The 23368-nt window shown below is 66.4% G+C and carries 24 protein-coding genes; 15 read left to right on the top strand and 9 right to left on the bottom strand.

Going from position 1 to position 23368, the window contains the following annotated elements; translation table 11 throughout:
- Positions 1–90: 90 nt before the first annotated feature.
- Entirely contained in the window at positions 91–771 is a 681-nt protein-coding gene (locus tag ACZ1II_RS21230; protein ID WP_465145550.1) for an MOSC domain-containing protein, read from the top strand.
- 46 nt (positions 772–817) lie between these two features.
- Here ACZ1II_RS21230 and trpS read toward each other — a convergent pair whose 3' ends face one another.
- From trpS to secB, 3 genes are all read right to left on the bottom strand, one after another.
- A complete protein-coding gene (gene trpS / locus ACZ1II_RS21225) occupies positions 818–1834 on the bottom strand; it encodes a tryptophan--tRNA ligase (protein ID WP_465145549.1) in 1017 nt (338 codons plus the stop codon).
- A gap of 195 nt (positions 1835–2029) precedes the next feature.
- Positions 2030–3601: a murein biosynthesis integral membrane protein MurJ gene (gene murJ, locus ACZ1II_RS21220; protein WP_465145548.1), complete on the bottom strand. Its 1572-nt coding sequence runs from the start codon at positions 3599–3601 to the stop codon at positions 2030–2032.
- 135 nt (positions 3602–3736) lie between these two features.
- On the bottom strand, positions 3737–4249 hold the full coding sequence (gene secB, locus ACZ1II_RS21215) for a protein-export chaperone SecB (RefSeq protein WP_465145547.1): 513 nt from the start codon (positions 4247–4249) through the stop codon (positions 3737–3739).
- 417 nt (positions 4250–4666) lie between these two features.
- Between secB and ACZ1II_RS21210 the strand changes: the two genes are divergently transcribed.
- From ACZ1II_RS21210 to ACZ1II_RS21200, 3 genes are all read left to right on the top strand, one after another.
- Positions 4667–5377, top strand: coding sequence for a Tim44/TimA family putative adaptor protein (locus ACZ1II_RS21210; protein ID WP_465145546.1), 711 nt, complete (start codon positions 4667–4669; stop codon positions 5375–5377).
- Positions 5378–5515: 138 nt separating this feature from the next.
- Positions 5516–6763: a murein transglycosylase A gene (mltA, locus tag ACZ1II_RS21205; protein ID WP_465145545.1), complete on the top strand. Its 1248-nt coding sequence runs from the start codon at positions 5516–5518 to the stop codon at positions 6761–6763.
- 1 nt (position 6764) lies between these two features.
- Positions 6765–7343: a Smr/MutS family protein gene (locus ACZ1II_RS21200; protein ID WP_465145544.1), complete on the top strand. Its 579-nt coding sequence runs from the start codon at positions 6765–6767 to the stop codon at positions 7341–7343.
- On the opposite strand, the gene ACZ1II_RS21195 is transcribed toward ACZ1II_RS21200, so the two are convergent.
- On the bottom strand, positions 7327–7839 hold the full coding sequence (locus ACZ1II_RS21195; RefSeq protein ID WP_465145543.1) for a GNAT family N-acetyltransferase: 513 nt from the start codon (positions 7837–7839) through the stop codon (positions 7327–7329). The genes ACZ1II_RS21200 and ACZ1II_RS21195 overlap by 17 nt on opposite strands.
- A gap of 5 nt (positions 7840–7844) precedes the next feature.
- Positions 7845–8912 (bottom strand): chorismate synthase, encoded by a 1068-nt coding sequence (aroC, locus tag ACZ1II_RS21190; RefSeq protein ID WP_465145542.1) that lies wholly within the window; start codon positions 8910–8912, stop codon positions 7845–7847.
- A gap of 94 nt (positions 8913–9006) precedes the next feature.
- On the opposite strand from aroC, the gene ACZ1II_RS21185 reads away from it, so the two are divergent.
- Genes ACZ1II_RS21185 through ACZ1II_RS21170 form a run of 4 tightly spaced genes read left to right on the top strand, consistent with a single transcriptional unit; the run spans position 9007 to position 10733 of the window.
- On the top strand, positions 9007–9321 hold the full coding sequence (locus ACZ1II_RS21185; protein ID WP_465145541.1) for an antibiotic biosynthesis monooxygenase family protein: 315 nt from the start codon (positions 9007–9009) through the stop codon (positions 9319–9321).
- Positions 9318–9665 (top strand): arsenate reductase, encoded by a 348-nt coding sequence (locus ACZ1II_RS21180; protein ID WP_465145540.1) that lies wholly within the window; start codon positions 9318–9320, stop codon positions 9663–9665. Before ACZ1II_RS21185 ends, ACZ1II_RS21180 begins: the two co-directional genes overlap by 4 nt.
- A 10-nt stretch (positions 9666–9675) precedes the next feature.
- On the top strand, positions 9676–10242 hold the full coding sequence (gene pnuC / locus ACZ1II_RS21175) for a nicotinamide riboside transporter PnuC (RefSeq protein ID WP_465145539.1): 567 nt from the start codon (positions 9676–9678) through the stop codon (positions 10240–10242).
- Entirely contained in the window at positions 10239–10733 is a 495-nt protein-coding gene (locus ACZ1II_RS21170; protein WP_465145538.1) for an AAA family ATPase, read from the top strand. The genes pnuC and ACZ1II_RS21170 overlap by 4 nt, the downstream gene beginning before the upstream one ends.
- A 186-nt stretch (positions 10734–10919) precedes the next feature.
- Here the strand turns inward: ACZ1II_RS21170 and ubiG are convergent, their stop codons facing one another.
- Entirely contained in the window at positions 10920–11672 is a 753-nt protein-coding gene (gene ubiG / locus ACZ1II_RS21165; protein WP_465145537.1) for a bifunctional 2-polyprenyl-6-hydroxyphenol methylase/3-demethylubiquinol 3-O-methyltransferase UbiG, read from the bottom strand.
- Positions 11673–11756: 84 nt separating this feature from the next.
- On the opposite strand from ubiG, the gene ACZ1II_RS21160 reads away from it, so the two are divergent.
- Positions 11757–13016, top strand: coding sequence for an aspartate kinase (locus ACZ1II_RS21160; protein ID WP_465145536.1), 1260 nt, complete (start codon positions 11757–11759; stop codon positions 13014–13016).
- An 80-nt stretch (positions 13017–13096) separates the two neighbouring features.
- On the opposite strand, the gene ACZ1II_RS21155 is transcribed toward ACZ1II_RS21160, so the two are convergent.
- Complete coding sequence (locus ACZ1II_RS21155; protein ID WP_465145535.1) at positions 13097–13621, bottom strand: DUF2239 family protein; 525 nt, start codon at positions 13619–13621, stop codon at positions 13097–13099.
- An 89-nt stretch (positions 13622–13710) separates the two neighbouring features.
- Here ACZ1II_RS21155 and ACZ1II_RS21150 point away from each other — a divergent pair, with 89 nt between their 5' ends.
- Positions 13711–14046, top strand: a complete 336-nt coding sequence (locus ACZ1II_RS21150) for a GIY-YIG nuclease family protein (RefSeq protein ID WP_465145534.1) — start codon at positions 13711–13713, stop codon at positions 14044–14046.
- 99 nt (positions 14047–14145) lie between these two features.
- Here the strand turns inward: ACZ1II_RS21150 and ACZ1II_RS21145 are convergent, their stop codons facing one another.
- Entirely contained in the window at positions 14146–15441 is a 1296-nt protein-coding gene (locus tag ACZ1II_RS21145; RefSeq protein ID WP_465145533.1) for an acetyl-CoA hydrolase/transferase family protein, read from the bottom strand.
- Between the two features lie 337 nt (positions 15442–15778).
- Positions 15779–17311: a catalase gene (locus ACZ1II_RS21140; protein ID WP_465145532.1), complete on the bottom strand. Its 1533-nt coding sequence runs from the start codon at positions 17309–17311 to the stop codon at positions 15779–15781.
- A gap of 220 nt (positions 17312–17531) precedes the next feature.
- Here ACZ1II_RS21140 and ACZ1II_RS21135 point away from each other — a divergent pair, with 220 nt between their 5' ends.
- The 5 genes from ACZ1II_RS21135 (at position 17532) to ACZ1II_RS21115 (ending at position 23141) form a co-directional block, all read left to right on the top strand.
- Positions 17532–18545, top strand: a complete 1014-nt coding sequence (locus ACZ1II_RS21135; protein ID WP_465145531.1) for an NAD(P)H-dependent flavin oxidoreductase — start codon at positions 17532–17534, stop codon at positions 18543–18545.
- 24 nt (positions 18546–18569) lie between these two features.
- Positions 18570–19424 (top strand): formyltetrahydrofolate deformylase, encoded by an 855-nt coding sequence (gene purU, locus ACZ1II_RS21130; protein ID WP_465147356.1) that lies wholly within the window; start codon positions 18570–18572, stop codon positions 19422–19424.
- Between the two features lie 57 nt (positions 19425–19481).
- Positions 19482–19883: a VOC family protein gene (locus tag ACZ1II_RS21125; protein ID WP_465145530.1), complete on the top strand. Its 402-nt coding sequence runs from the start codon at positions 19482–19484 to the stop codon at positions 19881–19883.
- Between the two features lie 76 nt (positions 19884–19959).
- Positions 19960–20832, top strand: coding sequence for a dienelactone hydrolase family protein (locus tag ACZ1II_RS21120; protein ID WP_465145529.1), 873 nt, complete (start codon positions 19960–19962; stop codon positions 20830–20832).
- A gap of 116 nt (positions 20833–20948) precedes the next feature.
- Positions 20949–23141, top strand: a complete 2193-nt coding sequence (locus ACZ1II_RS21115; protein WP_465145528.1) for a transglycosylase domain-containing protein — start codon at positions 20949–20951, stop codon at positions 23139–23141.
- Positions 23142–23368: the final 227 nt, after the last annotated feature.

Here is a 23368-nt window from a genome sequence, read left to right as displayed (position 1 = left end):
TGGCGGCGGTGAAGCGATTCCGGGGCCTTTGCGCCATTCAGCCGTAAGTCACGGCTTGAGATCAGGATTATCATGTAGGAAGCCCTCTGCATGTTGAACAGTTCCCCCGACACATTTTCCGTCCCGATTCTTTCGATTCAATGCGGCAGGGTCAGCCCCTTTCGCGGCGAGGATGAACCCAGCGCCATCGGCAAGACGCCGGTTGCCGGGCCGGTGGGGATTCATCGCCTCGGCCTCGATGGTGACGAGCAGGCCGATCTGGCGGTCCATGGCGGGGTGGACAAGGCGATCCATCACTACCCGCATGACCATTACGCCTTCTGGCGCGAGTCGCTCGGCGATCATCCGTTGCTGTCAGGCTACGGCGCGTTCGGCGAGAACATCGCCACTGAGGGCCTGACCGAGGATGAGATCTGCGTGGGAGACCGCTGGCGGCTGGGCACGGCGCTGGTCGAAGTGAGCCAGGGGCGCCAGCCGTGCTGGAAGCTCGATCACCGCTTCGACGGGGCGGCGGTCAATGCCCGCGTGGTGAAGTCCCGCCGCTCGGGCTGGTATTACCGGGTGCTGGAGGAAGGGGAACTTGCCGCCGGGGACCGCATGGTGCTGGTCGAGCGGCCCTATCCGGACTGGAGCGTGAAGCGCGTCTTCGGCCTGCTGATCGCGGGCGAACACAAGCGGGACCGCGAGGGGCTGGAAGCGCTGGGCGAAGTCGCTCCGCTCGCCGCGACGTGGATCAGGCGGCGGGCCAAGCTGCTGGGGCTGGAATCGTAAGAAAGGCGCCGCCCCGAGATCGCGGGGCGACGCCTGAACCGTTGGATCAGCGCACCAGGCCGAGCGCCTCGTAAGCCTTGTCCAGCGTCGGCACGGCCAGCGCGCGGGCCTTTTCCGAACCCTTGCGCAGGATCGCATCGAGCGCGTCGCGGTCGCCGCGCAGTTCGACGAAGCGGGCGTTGATCGGCGCCAGCTTCTCCACCAGCAGTTCGCCCAGCGCGGGCTTGAACTTGCCGAAGCCTTCGCCGCCGAAGTCCGAGAGCACCGCCTCGACCGTGGTTCCGGCCATCACCGCGTAGATGCCCACGAGATTGCGGGCTTCGGCGCGGCCTTCGAGGCCTTCCTTTTCGGAAGGGAGCGGCTCGGGGTCGGTCTTGGCCTTCTTGACCTTCTGCATGATCGTGTCGGCATCGTCGGTGAGGTTGATGCGCGCCATGTCCGAGGGGTCTGACTTGCTCATCTTCGAGGACCCGTCGCGCAGGCTCATGATTCGGGCGGCTTCGGGCGGGATGATCGGCGCGGGCAGGGTGAAGACCGGGGCATCTTCCGAAGCGAAATCGTTGTTGAACTTCTGTGCGATGTCGCGGGCGAGTTCGAGGTGCTGCTTCTGGTCCTCGCCCACCGGAACGTGGGTTGCCTGGTAGAGCAGCACGTCGGCGGCCTGGAGCACGGGGTAGGTGAACAGCGCCACGGAAGCGCCTTCGCGGTTCTTGCCCGCCTTGTCCTTCCACTGGGTCATGCGGTTCAGCCAGCCCATGCGGGCGGTGCCGTTGAGCAGCCATTGCAGTTCGGCGTGCTGGGGCACCTGGGTCTGGTTGAACAGGATCGAGCGGTCGGGATCGACGCCGCAGGCGACCAGCGCCGCCACCATCTCGCGGGTATTGGCGGAGAGCGTTGCGGGATCGTGCGGCATCGAGATCGCGTGGAGATCGGCCAGGAAGTAGAGGCTGTCACCGCCCTCGGCGGCGACATCGTCCTGCATCTTCACCCAATTGCGGATCGCGCCGAGATAGTTGCCGAGGTGCAGGTTGCCGGTAGGCTGGATGCCGGAGACGATACGCATGGATGCGTCCTTCGCGAGTTGTGAGTTGTCAGGGATGTGGAGTTGGCGCCCGTGGAGGCGCGGATGCAGGTGCGGTCAGCGCGGCTTGCGCGCGAGCGTACGCCATCGCCAGGTGAGGCGAGCAAAGGCAGACTTCGGGAACGAAAGGTCCTGCATGGGCCGGGCTCATACCACAAACACACATGGATGGAAGCCTCACGACGCCGCGCGGCGGCGGCGCAGCAGGGCGAGGTCGGTGCGGGTGAAGGCGCCCGTCACCAGCGTCGCCAGCGCGTAGACCGCGCCGCCTGCCGAGACCAGCATGGCGAGGGCCAGTCCGCGCACCAGCCAGGTGCCGTGGAGGTAGGGCGTGAGCAGGTCCTGGCCGAACCACAGCACCACGCCCATCGCGACGGCAGCGAGTGCAAGGCGCGGCGCGCGGCGTTTCAGGCGGGCATCGGCCTGGAAATGGCCGCGCTTCACCAAGGTCCAGTAGAGCATGGCGACATTGACCGAGGAGGCGATGGCGGTCGCCAGCGGCGGCCCCGTGTGCTGGAGCGGCACGATCAGCGCGAGGTTGCCGATCAGGTTCACCGCCATCGAGATCATCGCATAGCGCACCGGCGTCTTCGTGTCCTGGCGGGCGTAGAAGCCGGGGGTCAGAACTTTCACGAGGATGTAGCTGGGCAGGCCGACCGAGAAGGCGGCGAGCGCTTCGGCGGTACGGGCGACGTCGCCCGCGTCGAACTTGCCGTAGCCGAACAGCGCGGCGGCGATCGGCCGGCCGCAGACGATCAGCGCGACTGCGGCGGGCAGGGTCAGCAGTAGGGCGAGTTCCATGCCGCGGTTCTGCGTGTCCATCGCCGCCGCGTGCTCGCCGCCGCCGAGCTGGCGCGAGATCGTCGGCAGCAGCACGGTGCCGAGGCCGATGCCGATCAGCCCGAGCGGCAACTGGTTCAGGCGGTCGGCCATGTAGATATAAGTGACCGAGCCGTGGGCCAGCAGCTTGGCGGCCAGCGCGGTCGAGATCACGAGGTTGATCTGTACCGCGCCCGCTCCGGCGGCGGCGGGAAGGATCAGCTTCATCAGCTGCTTCACGTCCGCGTTCCACTTGGGCATGCGCAGGCGCATCGATACGCCGTTGGCGCGGCAGGCCCACATGAGCCAGAGCAGCTGGAGCGCACCCGAGACCGAGACGCCGATCGCCTGATTGCGCGCCGTCACCAGCGCGTCGTCCGAATGGAAGCCGAGCAGCGCCACGATCAGCGTGAGGTTCAGCAGGATCGGCGCGGCGGCATTGACCCAGAACTTGTTCAGCGAATTGAGAATGCCGCCGAGCAGCGAGACCAGGCTGATCAGCGCGAGATAGGGGATGGTGAAGCGGCTGAGCGTCACCGCATAGGCGAACTGCTCGTGACTGACATCGTTGAAGCCGCCGGAAAGCAGGATCGTCACCGGCCAGGCGAAGACTTCGAGCGCTACCGTCATGGCCAGCAGGATCGGCAGCAGGACGGCGAGAGCCTGCTCGGCAAAAGCGATGCCCGCAGGCAGCCCCGGCCCGTCCTTGTCGGCGACCTTCTGGTTGAACATCGGGATGAAGGCCGAGGCGAAGGCGCCTTCCGCGAAAAGCGCGCGGAACATGTTCGGCAGGCGGAAGGCGATCAGGAAGGCGTCCGAGGCAAAACCCGCGCCGACGAAGCGGGCGAAGAGGCTGTCGCGGACGAGGCCGAGCACGCGGCTGGCAAGAGTGAGGCCGCCGACGCTGGCCAGCGCCTTGGTAAGGTTCATGCCCGCAGGCTCCTGATGATCGCCGAAAGGGAAGGCCCTGATACGCCAACGGCCCGCGCCTCCGGTCTGGAGGCACGGGCCGATGTTGCAGGAACGTGCGTCATGCCCCGTTCGAGCTGGCGTTCAAGCGGACGCTCAGGCGTGGCCGACCGGCTCGCCCTGGGTGGCGTCGGCCTGCTGCTGCGCCTGGAGCTGCTGGATGTAGAGGCCGTTGAAGTCGATCGGCTCCAGCATCAGCGGCGGGAAGCCGGCGTCGCGCACGGCATCGGCCACCACGCGGCGGGCGAAGGGGAAGAGGATGCGCGGGGCTTCGGCGTAGAGGAACGCGTGGGCCTGGCCTTCTTCGAGGTTACGCATGCCGACGAGCGCGCCATAGGCCAGCTCGACCGCGAAGGCGGTGCCCTGCGGACCCTTCGAGGCGCAGGTGATCTTCAGTTCGACTTCGTGCACTTCGCCGTCGATCTGGCGCGCGCCGATGTTGAACTGCACTTCGATCTGCGGCTGGTCCTGCCACGAGAAGCTCTGCGGCGCGTTCGGATTCTCGACCGAGAGATCCTTGACGTACTGCGAGATGATGCCGGCGGCCGGCGCGGAATCCTCGCCGTTGCCGAGGTTGAGGTCGGAGATGACGTTGCCTTCGTCGGCCATTTGCTTCGTTCCCGTAAAAACACGCGGATCGCCCCGAGCGGGCCTGCGCATGGAAAGTCTGGCCGCGCGCCTAAAGCATTTTGCGGGCCTGTGGAACTCCCCAGCTATCGTAAATTGTTCGAAAACGGCGAGCATCACGGCAGGCGAAGGATCGGGTCTGGGTGATTCGCCGCGAACCGTCGGCAGCGGACGAGGCAGATGGAACAGCCGGGCGCGTGAAGCGTTGCTGGTTCCAAGGCGGAAATCCGGCTCCGGATATCGGCCGAAAAACACCGGATAAAACGCCGTAATCGGCGCTCATACGTTGTTCATTTGAAAACCGTACCTATCTGGGTCTATGATGGCGCCTTCGGGCGGATGGCGAAAAGCTCCACCCGAACCCCCCGAAGCGTCCAACACAAGGATGGACAAAGGAACGTGACACCGGAAATCGTGATCCTGGCCATGATCGCAGCCTTCCTCGGCCTGCGGCTCTATTCGGTACTCGGCCGCCGCGCCGAGCATGAGGAAGAGCCGATCCAGGGGCGCTTCGAAGGCCGCCAGGGCCAGCCCGGTGCGCCGCGCGTCCCCGCTCCGAAGGCAGATGGCAAGACCGACAGCCGGGCTGAGGCAAAGGGCGACGAGCGCGGCCGTATCGGTCAGCCCCAGCGCCTGCGCGAAATGCCGCTGGCGCCGCCCTCGGTCGAGCGCGGCCTTGCCGAAATCTCCGGCGCCGATCGCCGCTTCGACGCCTATGCGTTTCTCGAAGGCGCGCGCAGTGCCTATCGCCTGATCCTGGAATCGTTCTGGAAGGGCGACAAGGCCGAGCTTCGCGCGCTCTGCGATGGCGACGTCTACGACAGCTTCGCCGCTGCCATCGATGTCCGCGTCGCGGCTGGCGAAACCATGGACAACCGCCTGATCCGCATCGAGGACGTGGCGATCGTCTCGGCGGGCGTGGAAGGCGGCTATGCCCGCATCACCTTGCGCTTCCGTTCGGATATTGCCGCCGTCACCCGCGATGCCGAAGGCCATGTGATCGCCGGTTCGCTCAACGATGCGATCGAGGCGGTGGACGTCTGGACCTTCAGCCGTTCGCTCAACTCGTCCGGTCCCGACTGGCTGCTCGACGAAACCGACGCCGGTTGACCGCTCCGCGCGGTTGATTTCGCACCCATGATCCCACAAGGATCGACAGGCCGGGCCGCAAGGTCCGGCCTTGTTGTTATCGGCGTTTTTCTTGGCGCTGTTGTAAGTTTGCGGAGATCGATTTTGCGGGGAGAAAGCATGTCGCGGCGGCAGGGACTGCGTTTCCCATGGCGCCGATTGCCCGCCTTCGTCCTACCGGTCCTGCTGGCCGCCTGCGTGCAGGTCGTGCCCGGACCGAAGGGGCCTTCGCGCCCTCCGACAAGGCCGCCCGTGCAGAAGCCGACGCCGAGCCAGTCCGCCCAGCCGCAGGCAGGCAGTGCCGTTGCCGCAGGAGTGAAGGCCGGGCCTGCGGTTTCATCCTTGCCACTGGGTGGCAGCGATGCCGCCGCGGCGCTCGCCTCGTTCCGCGAGAGCTGCCCGCGCGTCACCGTGCGCAACGATGCCAGCGGCCTTACCCGTCCCGCCGACTGGCGCGCGGCTTGTGCCGCCGCTGCAAGCTGGGGCGGTAAGCCTGCCGCGCAGTTCTTCCAGACCTATTTCGAGACCGCGCGCATCGGCGACGGCAGGGGCTTCGCGACCGGATACTACGAACCGGAAATTGCCGGGTCGCGCCTGCCGGTGCCGGGCTACACGGTGCCGGTCTATTCCATGCCGGGTGACCTAGTGCGTGCGAAACCGGGCGATGCTACGCCTACTTCCAACGGACGCATGCCGCTCGGCCGCTACGACGTAAGCGGGGTCTTCGTGCCCTATTACGACCGCGCCGCGATCGAGCAGGGCGCGCTCTCCGGCCAGGGGCTGGAGATCGCTTGGGTTGCCGACCCGATCGAGTTCTTTTTCCTCCAGGTCCAGGGGTCGGGCCGGTTGCGCGCGCCGGACGGCAGCGTGATGCGGATCGGCTATGCCGGGCAGAATGGCTTGCCTTACACCGGCATCGGCGGGGTGATGCGCGATCGCGGCCTCGTGGGTTCGGGACCGGGGCAATATTCCGGCTCGATGCAGGGCATCATCCAGTACATCCACGACAACCCCAACGACGGCGCCGCGCTTATGCGCGAGAACAAGTCGTGGGTCTTCTTCAAGGAACTCAAGGGCGACGGCCCGCTCGGGGCGCTCGGCGTGCCGGTGCGCGCCCATGCCTCGGTGGCGGCGGACCCGCGCTTCGTGCCGCTTGGCGCGCCGGTCTGGCTGCGGCTCGACCGCCGCGAGGCGACCGGTCTGTGGGTGGCGCAGGATACCGGCGGCGCGATCAAGGGCGCCAACCGCTTCGACACCTTCTGGGGCTCGGGCGATCAGGCGCGGCACACGGCAGGCGGCATGAGCGGCCGGGGCGAGGCGCTGATCCTCGTGCCCAAGGGCACGCTCGCGCGTCTCGGCGTACGATAGGATGCGACGACCGGCGCGGCGACTGACGGCGGAGGAAGCCGAAGTGTGGGCGCAAGTCGCCCGTACGGTTACGCCGCTCGAAAAGCGCCGTGCCGCCGCGCAGGCTGCAGCATTGGTGGCGGCCCCGAAGGCGGTTGTTGTGGCGCCGATCTCGCCGCCGAAGAAAGTGAAAGGCCGAGTACCGGCACCGCTTCCGCCCAAGACGGTCGTGCAGAAACCGAAGGCCGACGCGCCGCTTCATCTCGACGGGTCCTGGGAAAAGCGCATCTCCAAGGGCACGCTGGCGCCGGATTTCAGCCTCGATCTCCACGGCTCGAACCTCGATCAGGCCTATGTGCGGCTGATGCATGGCCTGACCCAGGCCAAGGCCATGGGCGCGCGGGTGGTGCTGATCGTGACGGGCAAACCCCGGCCGGTCGATGCGATGGACCGGGGCACGGCGCGCGGCGCGATCCGCGCCAAGATCACCGACTGGCTGGGCGCCAGCGACCACGCGCACGACATCGTCGCGATTCGCGGCGCCCATCGCCGCCACGGCGGGCAGGGCGCGATCTACGTGGTGCTCAGGAAGCGGCGTTGAAGCTCGCGTGATAGGCTACGGTGCCTGCGGGCGTCGGGCCTGCCAGCGTCAGGTGCTGGAAGTATTCGGCCGGGACGCCGGGATAGGCGAGAGTGGGATCGCTCTCGAAGCCGAAGCGGGCGTAGTAGGCGGGATCGCCCAGCACCACGCAGCCTTGAGCGCCCTTGTCCTTTAGCTGTGCCAGCCCGGCTTCGATCAGCCGGACTCCGATGCCTCTGCGCTGATGGTCGGGGGCGACGGCCACCGGCCCGAGGCCGAACCAATGAAGGTCTGCGCCATCGACCGTGACGGGCGAGAAGGCGGCATGCCCGACGATTTCGCCGTCCTCCTCCGCCACCAGCGAAACGGCGAGCATGTCCGAGGAGCGCAAGGCATCGACGATAGCGCCTTCGCTACCGCTCGAATGTTCGGCGCCGAGGAACGCGGCGGTCACGAGCGTGCGGATGGCTGCGGCGTCACCGTCCCGCTCGGGGCGCAGGGCGATCGCCTCAGCCACTGCGCTCAGCCGCACTGGCCGCGGTGGAGTAGTTTGTGGTCGGCGAGCACCAGCGCCATCATCGCCTCGACCACCGGCACGCCGCGGATGCCAACGCAGGGGTCGTGACGGCCCTTGGTGAACAGCTCGGTCGCCTCTCCTTCACGGTTGATGGTGGGTTGCGGGGTGAGGATCGAGCTGGTCGGCTTGAACGCCACGCGCACCACCACCGGCTGGCCGGTCGAGATGCCTCCGGCAATGCCGCCAGCATGGTTGGCGCTGAACTCGGGGCCATTCGTGCCGGGGTGCATCGGGTCGGCATTCTGCTCGCCGGTCAGGCGCGCGGCGGCGAAACCGTCGCCGATCTCCACGCCCTTCACTGCGTTGATGCCCATCATCGCGGCGGCCAGATCGGCGTCGAGCTTGCCGTAGAGCGGCGCGCCCCAACCGGCGGGAACGCCGGTAGCGACGCACTCGACCACCGCACCGACCGAAGACCCGGCCAGCCGCGCATCGTCGACGATCTTCTCCCAGCGCTTCGCGGCCTCGGCGTCGGGGCAGAAGAACGGGTTGTTGGCGATCTCGGCGGGATCGAAGTTGGCCATGTCGATGGCGTCGCCGCCGATCTCCGACACATAGGCGAGGATCGTCGTTTCCGGGATCACGAGCCGTGCCACGCCGCCCGCCGCCACCCGGCTCGCGGTCTCGCGCGCCGAGCTGCGGCCGCCGCCGCGATAGTCGCGGAAGCCGTACTTGGCGTCATAGGCATAGTCGGCATGGCCGGGGCGATAGGCCTTGGCGACGTCCGAATAGTCCTTCGAGCGCTGGTCGACGTTCTCGATCATCAGGCTGATCGGCGTGCCGGTAGTCTTGCCCTCGAACACGCCCGAAAGAATGCGGACCTGGTCCGGCTCCTGCCGCTGGGTGGTGAACTTCGACTGGCCGGGACGGCGCGCGTCGAGGAAGGGCTGGATCACGCTCTCGTCGATGGCGAGGCCCGGCGGGCACCCGTCGACGACGGCGCCGATGGCCGGGCCGTGGCTCTCGCCCCAGGTGGTGAATCGCAGAAGGCGGCCGAAAGTGTTCACGCTCATGCTCCGCGCCTTGGCGCGCAATCTTCGGATTGTCCAGCACGGGGGTGCGGTCACATGCTTGCGGAACGATCCGCGAAGGCCCATGAGCGCGCCCATGTTCCTGGTAGTCTTCCGTAATCGCAAGCGCGCCGATATCGACGCCGCCGCCTATTCCGCCGATGCCGAGGCTATGGACAGGCTCGCCCGGGCACAGCCCGGTTTCCTCTCCTTCAAGAGCTACACCAGCGAGGACGGCGAAGTGATCGCGCTGTCCGAATGGCAGGACGAGGCCGCCGCACTTGCATGGCGCCGCGTCGCCGCCCATGCCGAAGTGCAGGCCAAGGGCCGCGAGCACTACTACCAGAGCTACACCGCCTTCGCCTGCAACGAACCGCGGGTGCGCCACTTCGAAAGGGAAACCGAATCGTGAGCCTTGAATTCTACGGCATCCCCAACTGCGACACCGTGAAGAAGGCGCGCAAGTGGCTGGAAGCGCGCGGCAGCGACTACACCTTCCACGACTACAAGAAGGAAGGCGCCGACGCCGCGCGGCTCGAAAAGTGGGTGGCAGAGGCCGGTTGGGAGAAAGTGCTCAACCGCGCCGGGACGACCTTCAAGAAGCTGCCGGACGAGGACAAGGCCGATATCGATGCCGCCAAGGCAGTGGCGATCATGGCAGCCAACCCCAGTTGCATCAAGCGGCCGGTTGTTGAATATCCGGACGGGCTGCTGGTCGGCTTCAAGGAGCAGGAATGGGAAGCCGCGCTGGGCTGAACGGGGGGATATGAACACGGTCGAATGGGTGGCGGCGGGCCTGGGCCTTGCCAATATCGCGCTGCTCGTGCGGCGCAGCGTGTGGAACTACCCGTTCGGCATGGCGATGGTGGCGCTCTACTTCGTCGTGTTCCGCGAGGCGAAGCTCTACGGCGAGGCCGGGCTGCAGGTGTTCTTCTTCGCCGCACAAGTCTGGGGCTGGGCGCTCTGGGTGCGTGCGGGCGGCGGCGAGAGCCGGGTGCCGGTGCGGCGGCTCGGCAATTTTGCAAGGCTGCTCTGGCTGATGGCCACGGCGGCGCTGGCACTCAATCTCGGCTGGGTGATGCACCGGTTCACCGATGCCTCGCTGCCTTATGCGGACTCTGCCATCGCCGGAGCGAGCATCGCCGCGCAGATCCTGCTCGGCTTCCGCCGCATCGAGAACTGGGTGTTGTGGATCGCGATCGATGCCGCCTCGATCGGCGTGTATCTCTACAAGGAACTCTGGCCGACCGCCGCGCTCTACGTGGTGCTGCTGGCAATGTCGGTGCTCGGCCTGCGCGAATGGATCGCGGCGGAGAAGGCGCAAGAGGCGTGATTACCGTTTGCCTCCACGGCGCGGAAAGCACCGGCAAGTCGGTGCTGGCCGAACGGCTCGGCTATCCCTGGGTGCCGGAATATGGCCGGACGTACTGCGAGGAACATGGCACCGACCTGACGATGGCGGACCTCCTCGCCATCGCCGAGGGTCAGGCCGAGGAAAATCGCAAGGCCATGGCGGCGCGTCCACCGGTGCTGCTGCTCGACACCGACCAGCTCATGACGGCGGCCTGGGCGCAGATGCTCTTCGGTGAGGTGCCGGAGGTGCTGCTGAACTACCCCAAGGCGGACCACTATCTGCTCTTCGCGCCCGACGTTCCCTGGCGGGAGGACGGCACGCGCTTCTTCGGCTCGGACGAAAGGCGCGCGCGGTTTGCGGCGCTGGCCGAAGAGATGCTGGTGCGGGCCGGGGTGCCGTTCTCGCGGGTCGGCGGTTCGTGGGATGAGCGGGAGGGGCAGGCTCGGGCAGTTATTGAGGGTTTCAAGTAGGAAGTCCTGGGGGATGATCCCCCAGACCCTCGGAATGTCTACCTTGCGCGCTACCTATCCGGCGTGCGCTCCTTGCGGCGCAGCCAATAAGTCTCCCGACGCAGCCATGGGCGCACGACGCTGTTGGTCCGCGTGACCTAGACGGTATTGGGGGTGCAGGGGGGCTGTGCTCCCCTGCTTTATCCCTCACTTCTTCTTCGTAGCCGTCGCGATGAAGTTCAGCGAGAGATCGTCCGACAGGTGCAGCCCTGCCGTCGGCGACCAGGCAATACCCTTGGGTTCGCCCAGCACCAGCCCGGCGCCGTCTGCGAGATCGCGCAGTTCGTCGGGCGTGGCGAAGGCGTTCCAGTCGTGCGTGCCGCGCGGTACTTTGCCGAGGCGTTCGGCGGCCTCGACCAGCAGCAGGCGCGAGGCCGGGGTGCGGTTAGGGCAGGACAGCAGCATCAGTCCGTCGTCCGCCAGAGCATCGGCAAGCTGGCCGATGAACAGCGCCTTGTCGGTGACGTGCTCGATCACTTCCAGCGAGCAGACGAGGTCGTAGCCCGAAAGGCCGAGCTGCCCCAGTTCACCGTGGCGGTAGTCGATGGCAAGGCCCATGGCCTGGGCATGGGCGCTGGCCGCCGCGATATTTTCCGCCGCCGCGTCCACGCCCGTCACTGCCGCGCCGAGGCGGGCGAGGGGTTCGCAGAGCAGGCCTGCACCGCAACCCGCATCGAGCGCGCGCTTGCCTGCAAGCGGGCGCAGCATGCGCGAGTCGGTGGAGAAATGCCGGTCGATCTCGGCGCGGATGAAGGCCAGGCGCACCGGGTTCAGCTTGTGCAGCATGGCCGAGGAACCCTTGGGATCCCACCATTCCGCGGCCAGCGAACCGAAGTGAGCGGCCTCTTTCGGATCGATTGTTGCGCGGGAAGGTGTGTTCGAAGCAGTTGCATTGTCCATCGCTCCCCCCTAACAGCGCGCCCGACTCTTATCCACACGCGCATGTCTATCTTTGCGCAACAACCGACGGGGAGCAGTGGCACCTTGGCACGTATCGTGATGAAATTCGGCGGCACTTCCATGGCCGGAACCGAGCGAATCCGGCGCGTGGCGGGCATTGTCAAACGCCAGCAGGAAGCGGGCCACGAAGTCGCGGTCGTCGTATCGGCCATGGCCGGCGAGACCGACCGCCTCGTGAACTTCTGCCGCGAAGCCAATGCCCTCTACGATCCGGCGGAATATGACGTAGTCGTCGCCTCGGGCGAGCAGGTCACGTCCGGCCTTCTGGCGCTGACGCTTCAGGCGATGGGCTGCAAGGCGCGTTCGTGGCTCGGCTGGCAGCTGCCGATCAAGACCGACGATGCCCATGCCAAGGCCCGTATCGAAGACTTCGATTCGGACGCGCTGCTGGCCTCGATGGCGGCGGGCGAGATCGCGGTGATCCCCGGTTTCCAGGGCGTTTCGCCGGATAACCGCATCACCACGCTGGGCCGTGGCGGTTCGGACACTTCGGCGGTGGCCGTGGCGGCTGCGGTCAAGGCCGACCGCTGCGATATCTATACCGATGTCGACGGCGTCTACACCACCGATCCGCGCATCGTCGCCAAGGCGCGCAAGCTGCCGCTGGTGACTTATGAAGAAATGCTCGAACTGGCCTCGGTCGGCTCGAAGGTGCTGCAGACCCGCTCGGTCTCTCTCGCGATGAAGGAAAACGTGCGCGTGCAGGTGCTCTCCTCGTTCATCGACGAGAACGCCCCGGCCGCAGACACCCTCCCCGGAACGATGATCGTCAGCGACGAAGAACTTGAAGGAAGCGATATGGAACGCCAGCTGATCACCGGCATCGCCGCTGACAAGAACGAAGCCAAGGTCACGCTGACCCGCGTGCCCGACCGTCCCGGCGCCGTGGCCGCGATCTTCGCGCCGCTCGCGGAATCGAACATCAACGTGGACATGATCATCCAGAACGTCGCCAAGGACAAAGGCGAGACCGACGTCACCTTCACGGTGCCGCAGGCAGACCTCGTCCGTGCGCAGGCACTGCTGGAAGAGCGCAAGGAAGCGATCGGCTACTACCGCATGATCGCCGACAGCAATGTCGCGAAGATCAGCGTCGTCGGCGTCGGCATGCGCAGCCATGCCGGTGTCGCCTCGACCATGTTCAAGACGCTGGCCGATCGCGGGATCAACATCATCGCCATCTCGACCAGCGAGATCAAGGTTTCGGTCCTGATCGATACCGACGAGACGGAATTGGCCGTGCGCGTGTTGCACACGGCTTACGGGCTCGACGCTGCTGCCTGACCTTTCGACAGGCTCAGGGTGGGCGGTCGGAACAGTGTGAATTGGAGAAAGGCGGCGCGGTGAGCGCCGCCTTTTTCATATCAGTCTTCCAGAGACGGCTGCGCGAGTTCGAGGACATGGTCGCGCAAGTCGGCGGGCCATGCGGCCATGGCGGCGGCGAAGTCCTCCAGCTTGTCTGCAAAGAGCAGGCGGCTGGCTTCCTCGAAACCGGGCAGATCGCCGCCGAGCGCGGAAAGGACGCGGTAGGCGCGTTCCTGCGCCGTGCGGCGCGCGGTGCGACCGCCGTCCGCTTTGCGCGCCTCGTCCACAAGGCGGCGCAGTGCCTGGGAGGCGCCCCCGGGCTGCCGGGACAGCCAGTCCCACTGGCGCGGCAGAAGAGTCACTTCGCGGGCGGTGACGCCCAGTTTGGGCCGGCCGCGGCGCCGGGGAGCCTCGTCTTCCGGCAGCGAGAAGACACCGCGCCAGTCGAGATCGACCTGCCTTCCATTCGCATCGTCGAACACGAGCACGCCTTCCTCGCGTCCGCGCAGCATGGCGACGAGTTCGGCGGGCGTGCCGCGTGCAATGCGGTTCATGCCGAGGAAGGCCGTGCAGTTCCGGGTCATGGATGCTCCGTAAATATTTTTACCCGGATAAATTGATTTCATGAGTTAGTCAATTTATCCGGGTAAAAACAGGTTCAGGGGATCGAACGATGGAACGGACGGATCGCAAGGCCGCAATCGCGGAATATCGGGAGCGCAAGCCGGAGCCGGGCATTTACGCGGTGCGCTGCGAGGGTGCCGGGCTGGTATGGGTGGGGCGTGCGCCGGACCTCGCCACGATCGGCAACCGCATATTCTTCAGCCTGCGCCATGGCGGTTGTCCTCACGCCGGCCTGCAGGCCGCGTGGAAGGAGCACGGCGCGGAAGCCTTCGCGTTCGAGGTGCTGGAAGTTCTGGATGCGAAGGAATTGGGGGTGGGCCTGGGCCGCGAGATGAAGCGCCGTCACGCCGAATGGGTGGAGCGGCTGGAAGCGGCCGCGATCTAGAGCAGTTTCCGATCCGATTGCATCGGATCAACTGCTCTAAGATTTTGGTTTGCCGCATTTTCCGAGTTATCAGGTGATTCCACCTGATTAGAAAATGCTCTAAAGGGCTTTCGCCAAGCTGTCGCGGAACTTCGGGTCGGCGAGGCCGATCAGCAGTTCGGCGCGTTCGCGCAGGCTCTTGCCGCGCAAGTTGGCGGCGCCGTGTTCGGTGACGATCCAGTGAACGTCGTTGCGCGGCGTCGTCACCGGGCCGCCCAGCTTCGGCACGATCCGGCTGACCGTCCCGCCTTGCGCGGTCGAGCGGCAGGCGATCACCGAAATGCCGCCTTTCGATCCATAGGCCCCGCGCACGAAATCGAGCTGACCGCCTGCCGCCGAATGCTGCCGTCCGCCCATGAACTCCGAATTGCAGGCACCTTGCAGGTCGATCTCGATCGTCGCATTGACGGAGACCACCCGATCGTTCCGGGCGATCTCGGCAGCATCGTTCACGACGTCCACCGGCAGCGAATAGAGTTCCGGGTTGCCGTCCATCCAGCGGTAAAACGGCTCGTCGCCCATCGCGAAGGAATAGACGCTGCGGCCCGGATGCGTCGTTTTCAGCCGATTGCTCACGGCGCCGGAATGGACCAGCCCCGCCATCGCCGGAGTGAGCAGTTCGGTGTGAATACCGAGGTCGCGGCGGTTGCCGATGCGGCGGCAGACGGCGGCTGGCAGGTTGCCGATGCCCATCTGCAGGCAGGCGCCGTCATCGACCATCCCGGCGATCAGCGCGGCAATCGCCTCGTCCTCTGCAGAAGCGGCGCCTTCCCCGAAGCTGAGCAGGGGGACGGCGTTCTCGACGATGGCGGATACCTGCGAGACGTGCAGCGGCGTCGAACAGGCGACGCGGGGCATCGCCGGGTTCACCTCGACGATCACCGTCTTCGCACAATGCGCGGCGACCGAGGTATAGTCGTTGGCCGCGCCGAAGCTGAAATAGCCGTCCGCGTCCATCGGCGAGACCGTGAGCACGCAGGCATCGAGGTCGATCTCGTCGCGCAGCAGCCGGGGCGAGCCGCTGAAGGCGCAAGGGACGAAATCGATCAGCGCCTCGGCGCCAGGATCGGCCTTGATGAGGGCACGCTCGACACCGCTCATGAACAGGCAGCGGGGGCGGATCGCCCCGAGCAATTCGCGGCGCAGGATCGTCGATCCCGAGTGGACCTGCGAAAGCAGATACCAGACCCGCAAATCGCTGAGCGTGCCTGCCTCGGCACGGCGGGCAAGGGCGGCGAGGATCGCGGGCGGCTCGCCGACGGCCATGCCCATGGCAAGGTCGCTGCCGCTGGTGATGGCCATGACCGCCTCGTCGGCGGAAGTCAGCTTTGCGGCGTAGATCTGGCTGGCGTCCATGGTCCCACTCGCGTTGTCCTGCGGGGTGGGTGTGCCATCGGGAGGAAAGAAGGGGAAGGATGAAAGCAGGGGCCATCGCCCCTGCACCCCGTTACTGTCGAGGTCAGGTGCGACCTGTCCGTCGTGCGCCCATGGCTGCGTCGGGAGACTTATTGGCTGCGCCGCAAGGAGCGCACTACCGATAGGCGGCGCGCAACGTCGCCAATTCCGAGGGTCTGGGGGATCATCCCCCAGGACTTCCTCAATTCCGAAAAAAAGATCCCGCCCCCGGGGGCATTGGGGGCGGGATCGAGGCCGTCGCGAGGGCAGGGAGGGGGGAAGTGCGACGGCCGAGGGGTCAGTCGGCGGTTTCGGGTTCCGGTGAGAGTGCGGGGTTCACGCTCATGCCGAGTGCCTTGGCCACGCCTTCGCCGTAGGCCGGGTGGCAGCGGGTGCAGTTGTCGATGTGACGCTGCTTGATGAAGTCCGGCGCGTCGCCCATGGCGCGGGCGGTGTTGTCGAACAGGCGCTGTTTCTGGTCGGCGTCGATCAGTTCGAACAGCGCGCGCGGCTGGCTGAAGTAGTCGTGGTCGTCCTCGCGGAAGTTCCAGAAATCGGCGTTACCGTCGATCTTCAGCGGCGGTTCGCGGAACTCGGGCTGGCCCTGCCACTGGCCGAACGAGTTCGGGTGGTAGTGGGGCAGGCCGCCGTAGTTCCCGTCGACCCGGCCCTGGCCGTCGCGATGGTTGTTGAACACCGGGCAGCGCGCGGCGTTCACCGGAATCTGGTGGTGGTTGACGCCGAGGCGGTAGCGCTGTGCGTCCGAGTAGGCGAAGAGCCGCGCCTGGAGCATCTTGTCGGGCGAGACGCCGATGCCGGGGACGAGGTTCGAAGGCGAGAAGGCGCTCTGTTCCACGTCGGCGAAGAAGTTCTCCGGGTTGCGGTTCAGTTCCATCATGCCGACTTCGATCAGCGGGTACTTCTTCTGCGACCAGACCTTGGTGAGGTCGAAGGGGTGGAAGCCGCAGGTCGCCGCTTCTTCTTCGCCCATGATCTGGACCATGACCTTCCACTTGGGGAATTCGCCGCGCTCGATCGCCTCGTAGAGGTCGCGCTGGTGCGATTCGCGGTCACCGGCGACGATATCAGCGGCTTCGGCGTCGGTCAGGTGGGCATGGCCCTGCTGGGTCTTGAAGTGCCACTGCACCCAAAAGCGCTCGCCCGCCTCGTTGTAGAACGAGTAGGTGTGGCTGGAGAAGCCGTCCATGTGGCGGTAAGACTTGGGAATGCCGCGGTCGCCCATGACGTAGGTGACCTGGTGGAAAGCTTCGGGCAGCAGGGTCCAGAAGTCCCAGTTGTTGGTGGCGCTGCGCATGTTGGTGCGGGGGTCGCGCTTCACCGCCTTGTTGAGGTCGGGGAACTTGCGGGGATCGCGCACGAAGAAGACCGGCGTGTTGTTGCCGACCATGTCCCAGTTGCCTTCCTCGGTATAGAACTTCACCGCGAAGCCGCGAATGTCGCGCTCTGCATCCGCCGCGCCGCGCTCACCGGCAACGGTGGTGAAGCGGGCGAAGAGTTCGGTCTGCTTGCCGGGCTGGAGGAACTTCGCGCGGGTGTACTTCGACATGTCGCCGGTGACGGTGAAGGTGCCGAAGGCGCCTGAACCCTTGGCATGCATGCGGCGTTCGGGGATCACTTCGCGGTTGAGGTTGGCCAGCTTCTCCAGCAGCCAGACGTCCTGCATCAACAGGGGCCCGCGCGGACCGGCGGTCAGCGAGTTCGAGGCATCGACGACCGGCGCACCGAACGCGGTGGTGAGCGGGGTGGGAGTGAGCGAGGTTTCGCCGTGGGCGTAGGGGCACTTGCCGCCGCTGGGTGGGGTCTCGGTCATGGTCTCACTCCTATGTCATGTCGGTGACGGGGTTATTTCCCGCCTGTGCAAAGGGTTTAACGCAGGGAAGGCGATCGGTGAAACTATACCAAAGCGTATGTGTAATCGGCATAACCGATTAGTTACAGGGAAAGACCGCCAAGGCGGGGCGCTTGTGCGCGGGGCTGCGCCCATCTATGGCGCACGCTCATTCTCGAATTTGCCGGCTATGGGAGCATCGATGGCCACCTCCAAGACTTCCGCACTGATGACGCGCGGACGCGAATTTCTCGGTACCGAATATGCGATCCTGTGCGGCGCCATGTCCTGGGTGTCGGAGCGTAACCTCGTCTCGGCGATCAGCAATGCGGGCGGCTTCGGCGTGATCGCCTGCGGGGCGATGAACCCCGAGCTGCTCGACAAGGAAATCGCGGCCACCCGCGCGCTGACCGAAAAGCCGTTCGGCGTGAACCTCATCACCATGCACCCGCAGCTGTTCGACCTGATCGCGGTCTGCGCGAAGCACAAGGTCGGCCATGTCGTGCTGGCGGGCGGCATTCCGCCCAAGGGCAGCGTCGAGGCGATCAAGGAAGCGGGCGCCAAGGTCATCTGCTTCGCGCCGACGCTGGCGCTGGGCAAGAAGCTGCTGCGCTCGGGCGCGGACGCGCTGGTGATCGAGGGCATGGAAGCGGGCGGCCACATCGGCCCCGTCTCGACTTCGGTGCTGGCGCAGGAAATCCTGCCCGCGCTGGCCGAGGAGCACCTGGTGTTCGTCGCCGGCGGCATCGGCCGCGGCGAGGCGATGGCGGGCTATCTCGAAATGGGCGCTGCGGGCGTGCAGCTCGGCACCCGTTTTGCCTGCGCCACCGAATCGATCGCCCACCCGGACTTCAAGAAGGCCTTCTTCCGCGCCAATGCCCGCGATGCCGTGGCCTCGGTGCAGGTCGACCCGCGCCTGCCGGTGATCCCGGTGCGTGCGCTCAAGAACAAGGGCACCGAGGAATTCACCGCCAAGCAAATCGAAGTCGCGCGCCTGCTCGACTCCGGCGAGGTCGACATGGGCGAGGCCCAGCTCAAGATCGAGCATTTCTGGGCCGGTGCGCTGCGCCGCGCGGTGATCGATGGCGATGTCGAGAGCGGCTCGGTCATGGCGGGCCAGTCGGTCGGCATGGTCAGCAAGGAAGAGCCGGTGACGGACATCATCGCCGCGCTCATGGCCGAATCCGAGGCCGCGCTTTCCAACCGCGCTGCCTGAGGGACTCGATCGATGCCCGAACCGCTGATAAGTCCGCTGATCCTTGCCCTGTCTTGTGCCGACCGCTCCGGCATCGTCGCCCGTGTGACGGGCTACCTCGCGCAGGCGGGCGGCAACATCATCGAGGCGCAGCAGTTCAACGACCTTGAGGAAGACAAGTTCTTCATGCGCGTGGCCTTCGATCCGGGTACCGCTGAGCGCGAGGCATTCAGCGAGGGCTTCGGCGCGATCGCCCACGAATACGGCATGGCCTGGTCGATGACCCGCCGCGACCGGCCGCGCCGGGTGCTGCTGCTGGTCAGCAAGTTCGACCATTGCCTGGCCGACCTGCTCTATCGCCAGCGCATCGGCGAGATGCCGATGGAAGTCGTCGGCATCGTCTCCAACCACCCGCGGGAGGCGATCAACTCGTTGATGATCGGGGATTTCCCGTTCCATCACCTGCCGATCACCAAGGACAGCAAGGCCGAGCAGGAAGCGCAGATCCGCGCGCTGGTCGAGGAGACCCGTGCGGAACTCGTGGTGCTGGCGCGCTACATGCAGATCCTTTCGGACGAGATGGCGGCGTTCCTCTCGGGCCGCTGCATCAATATCCACCACTCGTTCCTGCCGGGTTTCAAGGGTGCCAAGCCCTATCACCAGGCCCATGCGCGCGGCGTGAAGATGATCGGCGCGACCGCGCACTACGTCACCGCCGACCTCGACGAAGGCCCGATCATCCATCAGGACGTCGAGGCCGTGACTCATTCGGACACGCCCGAGGACATGGTTCGCAAGGGCCGCGATATCGAGCGCCGGGTGCTGGCCGAGGCGGTTCGCCTGCACCTCGAAGACCGCGTGCTGCTGAACGGTTCGCGCACGGTGGTCTTCCGCAGCTGAGACTTGCAGAGCGGCATGCATCGGTCGATGCTGCCGCTCTAACCATGGGAGAGCGCCATGCCCGTCAACGGCGTCGATCACGTCAATATCCTTACCGACGATCTCGAAGCGACCGCCTCGTTCTACGAGCAGGTCCTCGGCCTCACCCGCAGTCCGAATTCGACGATCGGCAAGGGCACCTCCGGGTACTGGATGCGCGACGCGGCGGGCAATGCCATCGTCCATCTCGTGGACCGCACTACCGCCAAGGACCGCTACGCGGCCTACCGCCCCGGCCAGCCGACCAATGCGCTCCACCACTTCGCCCTGCGCTGCACCGGCTTTGCCGAGACCGTCGCGACGATCGAGCAGCTCGGCCTCACCCACCGCGTGGCCGAGCACCCGGCGCTGGGCCTGCGGCAGGTTTTTCTGGTCGATCCCAATGCGGTGAATCTGGAACTCAACTTCGCGGGCGATTGAAAGGCTCGCCATCCGGCCCCCGGTTCGGTAGCCTTGCGGCAACAAGCTGATTTTCCAGAGACTGGAGCGCCTTTCGATGTGCGATGACTTCACGGCGGAGGCCGAAGACGCCAACTTGGCCCGGCGCGGGCTGGATCGGCGCGCTTTCACGGCGCTCGGCGCCAGTGCCGCGCTCGCCGGATGCGCGGGGATCATGAAGACGCATCCCGCCAATTCGGTGCAGGAGCGGATGGTATCGATCACCACGGCGGACGGCGTGGCCGATGCCTTCTTCGTCCATCCCGCCAAGGGCGCTCATCCCGGCGTGATCCTCTGGCCGGATATCGCGGGCCTGCGCGAGGCCAAGAAGATCATGGCCCGGACGCTGGCGGCGGAGGGCTATGCGGTCCTCGTGGTCAATCCCTACTATCGCGGACAGCCCGCCCCGGTGTTCGAGAGCTTCGCCGGTTTTCGCACCCCGGAAGGGCAGGCCAAGGTCGAACCGCTGCGCGCCGCGCTCACGCCCGAGGCGATCACCCGCGACGCCAAGGCCTATGTCGCTTTCCTCGACGACCAGAAGGCGGTCGATACGAAGCGCGGCATCGGCTCGAACGGTTACTGCATGGGCGGGCCGTTTACCGTGCGCACGGCAGCGGCGGTGCCGGGCCGGGTGCGCGCGGCGGCCTCGTTCCACGGGGCAGGGCTTGTCACCGACCGGCCGGACAGCCCGCACCGCCTGCTGGCGAGCACGCAGGCCTCCTATCTCTTCGCCATTGCCCGCAACGACGACGCCAAGCAGCCCGCGCAGAAGACCGAACTGAAGAACGCCGCTGCCGCCGCCGGGCGCCCCGCTGAAGTGGAAGTCTATCCTGCCGACCACGGCTGGTGCGTGCCCGATTCTCCCGCCTGGGACCCGGATGCGGCGGACAAGGCGTGGCAGCGGATGCTGGCGCTCTATGCAACGTTGTAGGGCGTCACTGTGTCGCAACCGTCATTTCCCCGTTAACGCCGGGTTACAATAGCCGCGTCCACGGTGTAGGAAGCGCTCGGGCCGCTCGGCCTGCTTAAGGGATTTGTACCTAGAAAATGGCCAATGATTCCGGCCGGCGCCGCTCGACCAGCGGGCCTTCCTCTCCTGCCAAGAAGAAACCCCTCTGGCGCCGAATCGTTCGCGGCGTCCTGATCTGGGGTTCCGCTCTCGTCGTCCTGGGCGTGATTTTCCTGGGCACCGCCGTCGTCTTCACGATGAGCGAGTTGCCGGAATACAATTCGCTCAAGAGCGGCCAGAACGGCCAGATGATCGTCGTGCGCGCGCGCGACGGCACCGAACTGGTCTCGCTCGGGCCGAGCTACGGCAAATGGCTGAGCTACGACCAGATTCCCGAAGTGATGAAGGGCGCCATGGTTTCCGTGGAAGACCGCCGCTTCCGCGAGCACATCGGCGTCGATGCCCTCGGCCTGCTGCGCGCCGTCTACGTCTCGACGACGACGGGTGGGCGTGCCAAAGCGACTTCGACGATCACCCAGCAACTGGCACGCAACGTGTTCCTGAACAACAGCCGCTCCTTCACGCGCAAGGCGCGCGAGGCGGTGCTCGCGCTGGCGCTGGAACGCAAGTTCAGCAAGGACCAGATCCTCGAACTCTACCTCAACAAGGTCTACTTCGGCGGCGGCGCCTATGGCATCGACGCGGCGAGCCGCAAGTTCTTCGGCCACCCGGCCACCGAGCTTTCGACCGCCGAGGCGGCGATCATCGCCGGTCTCGTGAAGGCGCCTTCGAACTATTCGCCGACCGCCGACGTCGAGGCGGCCAAGGATCGCGGCGAGGTCGTGCTCGGCCTCATGGTCAAGAACGGCGCGATTTCGCAGTCCGAAGCCGACCAGGCCGATATCGCCGACGTCAAGGTCGTGAAGGAAAAGGGCCAGAACGCGGTTCGCTACTTCACCGACTGGGCGCTGCCCCAGCTCGACATGCTGCTGCCCGACACCAACGAGCCGATCGAGGTCTGGACCACGCTCGACCCGAAGATGCAGCAGGCCGCGACCAACGCGATCACCGCCAATGCGCCCAAGGGCGCGCAGGGCGCACTGGTCAGCCTCGACCGTGACGGCGCGGTGCTGGCGATGGTCGGCGGCACCGACTACGTGAATTCGAACTACAACCGCGCCACCACCGCGCTGCGCCAGCCCGGCTCGGCGTGGAAGCTGTTCGTCTATCTCTCCGCGCTGGAGGCGGGCTACACGCCCGACGACCGCGTGGTCGACGAGCCGGTGACGATCGACGGCTGGAGCCCGCAGAACGACGGCCGCAACTTCGCGGGCCAGATCGATATTCGCACCGCCTTCGCCTATTCGAAGAACACCATCGCCGCGCAGCTCGGCAACGAGGTGGGCTTTGGCACCGTCGCCTCGATGGCGCGGCGTTTCGGCATTTCCACCCCGATCAACACCAAGCCCGCCATGGTGCTGGGCACTTCCGAAGTCCACGTCATCGACATGACCCGCGCGTTCGCGGCGATCTCGGCGGGCGGCACTTCGGTCGAGCCTTACGGCATCGTCAAGGTGACGGCGGCCTCGGGCGAAGTGCTCTATGAGCACAAGTCCACCCGCGGTCAGGTCTTGGTGCCGCCCAATGTCGCGGCGGGGATCACCGACCTGCTCCAGACCACCGTCGCCACTGGCACGGGGCGCGCCGCGCAGATCGGTCGTCCGGTCGCGGGCAAGACCGGCACCACCAGCTCGAACAAGGACGGCTGGTTCCTCGGCTTCTCCAGCGGTATCACCACCGGCGTCTGGATGGGCCGCGACGATGCCCGTCCGGTGCCCGGCCTCTCGGGTGGCCATGCCCCCGCGCGCGCCTTCTCGGACTACATGAAGGTGGCGGTGGCTAAGCGCCCGGTCGAGCAGTTCCAGACGGAAGTGAAGCTTCCCGAATGGCAGCTCGAACCCGACGACGAGGCTATGCAGGGCAATCCCGACGACTATTACTACGTCGACGAGAACGGCAATATCGTGCGGCCGGAAGGCGGCGCGCAGGCGCCCGACGGACAGCCGCGCTACGAGGACGGCACCACCGGGCCGGGTTCGGGTCCGGGCCAGCCGCAGATGCCGGACTATGGCCCCGGCCAGGCGCCGCCGGCGGCGAACGAGGACTTCCTCGACCGCGCCACCGGCCGTTCGCGCAGCGACGATCCGGGGCTGCGTGCGGGGCAGGGGCTGGGGAACCGCCAGAGCGCTCCCGGCCCGCGTCCGACGCCGAGCCGCACGCCGGGGGATTGATCCCGACGTTGAGGTGAAATGAAAACGCCCGCTGAGTATCTCGGCGGGCGTTTTTCGTTGCAGCCACCCTGCTCTCAGTTGCGGGGCACTAAATCTCATTTGCCGGCCCCCACATCCTATCCGGCGTCCCCGCGAAGGCGGGGACCCCGCTTTCTCTGGTTTCACGCGGAGGCGCGGTCCCCGCCTTCGCGGGGATGACGAGGGAGTGGGGCGGGGTTGGATTTTCT

Source organism: Novosphingobium sp. BL-S-20 (genome assembly GCF_055521635.1).
The sequence above is the reverse complement of the archived record's forward strand: the minus strand, read 5'-3'. Positions and strand labels throughout refer to the sequence as shown.

Bases quoted from the DNA above. Each gene is read 5' to 3' on its own strand.
- ACZ1II_RS21230 (WP_465145550.1), top strand. From the start codon at position 91: ATGTTGAACAGTTCCCCCGACACATTTTCCGTCCCGATTCTTTCGATT.
- trpS (WP_465145549.1), bottom strand. From the start codon at position 1,834: ATGCGTATCGTCTCCGGCATCCAGCCTACCGGCAACCTGCACCTCGGC.
- murJ (WP_465145548.1), bottom strand. From the start codon at position 3,601: ATGAACCTTACCAAGGCGCTGGCCAGCGTCGGCGGCCTCACTCTTGCC.
- secB (WP_465145547.1), bottom strand. From the start codon at position 4,249: ATGGCCGACGAAGGCAACGTCATCTCCGACCTCAACCTCGGCAACGGC.
- mltA (WP_465145545.1), top strand. From the start codon at position 5,516: ATGTCGCGGCGGCAGGGACTGCGTTTCCCATGGCGCCGATTGCCCGCC.
- ACZ1II_RS21200 (WP_465145544.1), top strand. From the start codon at position 6,765: ATGCGACGACCGGCGCGGCGACTGACGGCGGAGGAAGCCGAAGTGTGG.
- aroC (WP_465145542.1), bottom strand. From the start codon at position 8,912: ATGAGCGTGAACACTTTCGGCCGCCTTCTGCGATTCACCACCTGGGGC.
- ACZ1II_RS21185 (WP_465145541.1), top strand. From the start codon at position 9,007: ATGTTCCTGGTAGTCTTCCGTAATCGCAAGCGCGCCGATATCGACGCC.
- pnuC (WP_465145539.1), top strand. From the start codon at position 9,676: ATGAACACGGTCGAATGGGTGGCGGCGGGCCTGGGCCTTGCCAATATC.
- ubiG (WP_465145537.1), bottom strand. From the start codon at position 11,672: ATGGACAATGCAACTGCTTCGAACACACCTTCCCGCGCAACAATCGAT.
- ACZ1II_RS21155 (WP_465145535.1), bottom strand. From the start codon at position 13,621: ATGACCCGGAACTGCACGGCCTTCCTCGGCATGAACCGCATTGCACGC.
- ACZ1II_RS21150 (WP_465145534.1), top strand. From the start codon at position 13,711: ATGGAACGGACGGATCGCAAGGCCGCAATCGCGGAATATCGGGAGCGC.
- ACZ1II_RS21145 (WP_465145533.1), bottom strand. From the start codon at position 15,441: ATGGACGCCAGCCAGATCTACGCCGCAAAGCTGACTTCCGCCGACGAG.
- ACZ1II_RS21140 (WP_465145532.1), bottom strand. From the start codon at position 17,311: ATGACCGAGACCCCACCCAGCGGCGGCAAGTGCCCCTACGCCCACGGC.
- ACZ1II_RS21135 (WP_465145531.1), top strand. From the start codon at position 17,532: ATGGCCACCTCCAAGACTTCCGCACTGATGACGCGCGGACGCGAATTT.
- ACZ1II_RS21125 (WP_465145530.1), top strand. From the start codon at position 19,482: ATGCCCGTCAACGGCGTCGATCACGTCAATATCCTTACCGACGATCTC.
- ACZ1II_RS21120 (WP_465145529.1), top strand. From the start codon at position 19,960: ATGTGCGATGACTTCACGGCGGAGGCCGAAGACGCCAACTTGGCCCGG.
- ACZ1II_RS21115 (WP_465145528.1), top strand. From the start codon at position 20,949: ATGGCCAATGATTCCGGCCGGCGCCGCTCGACCAGCGGGCCTTCCTCT.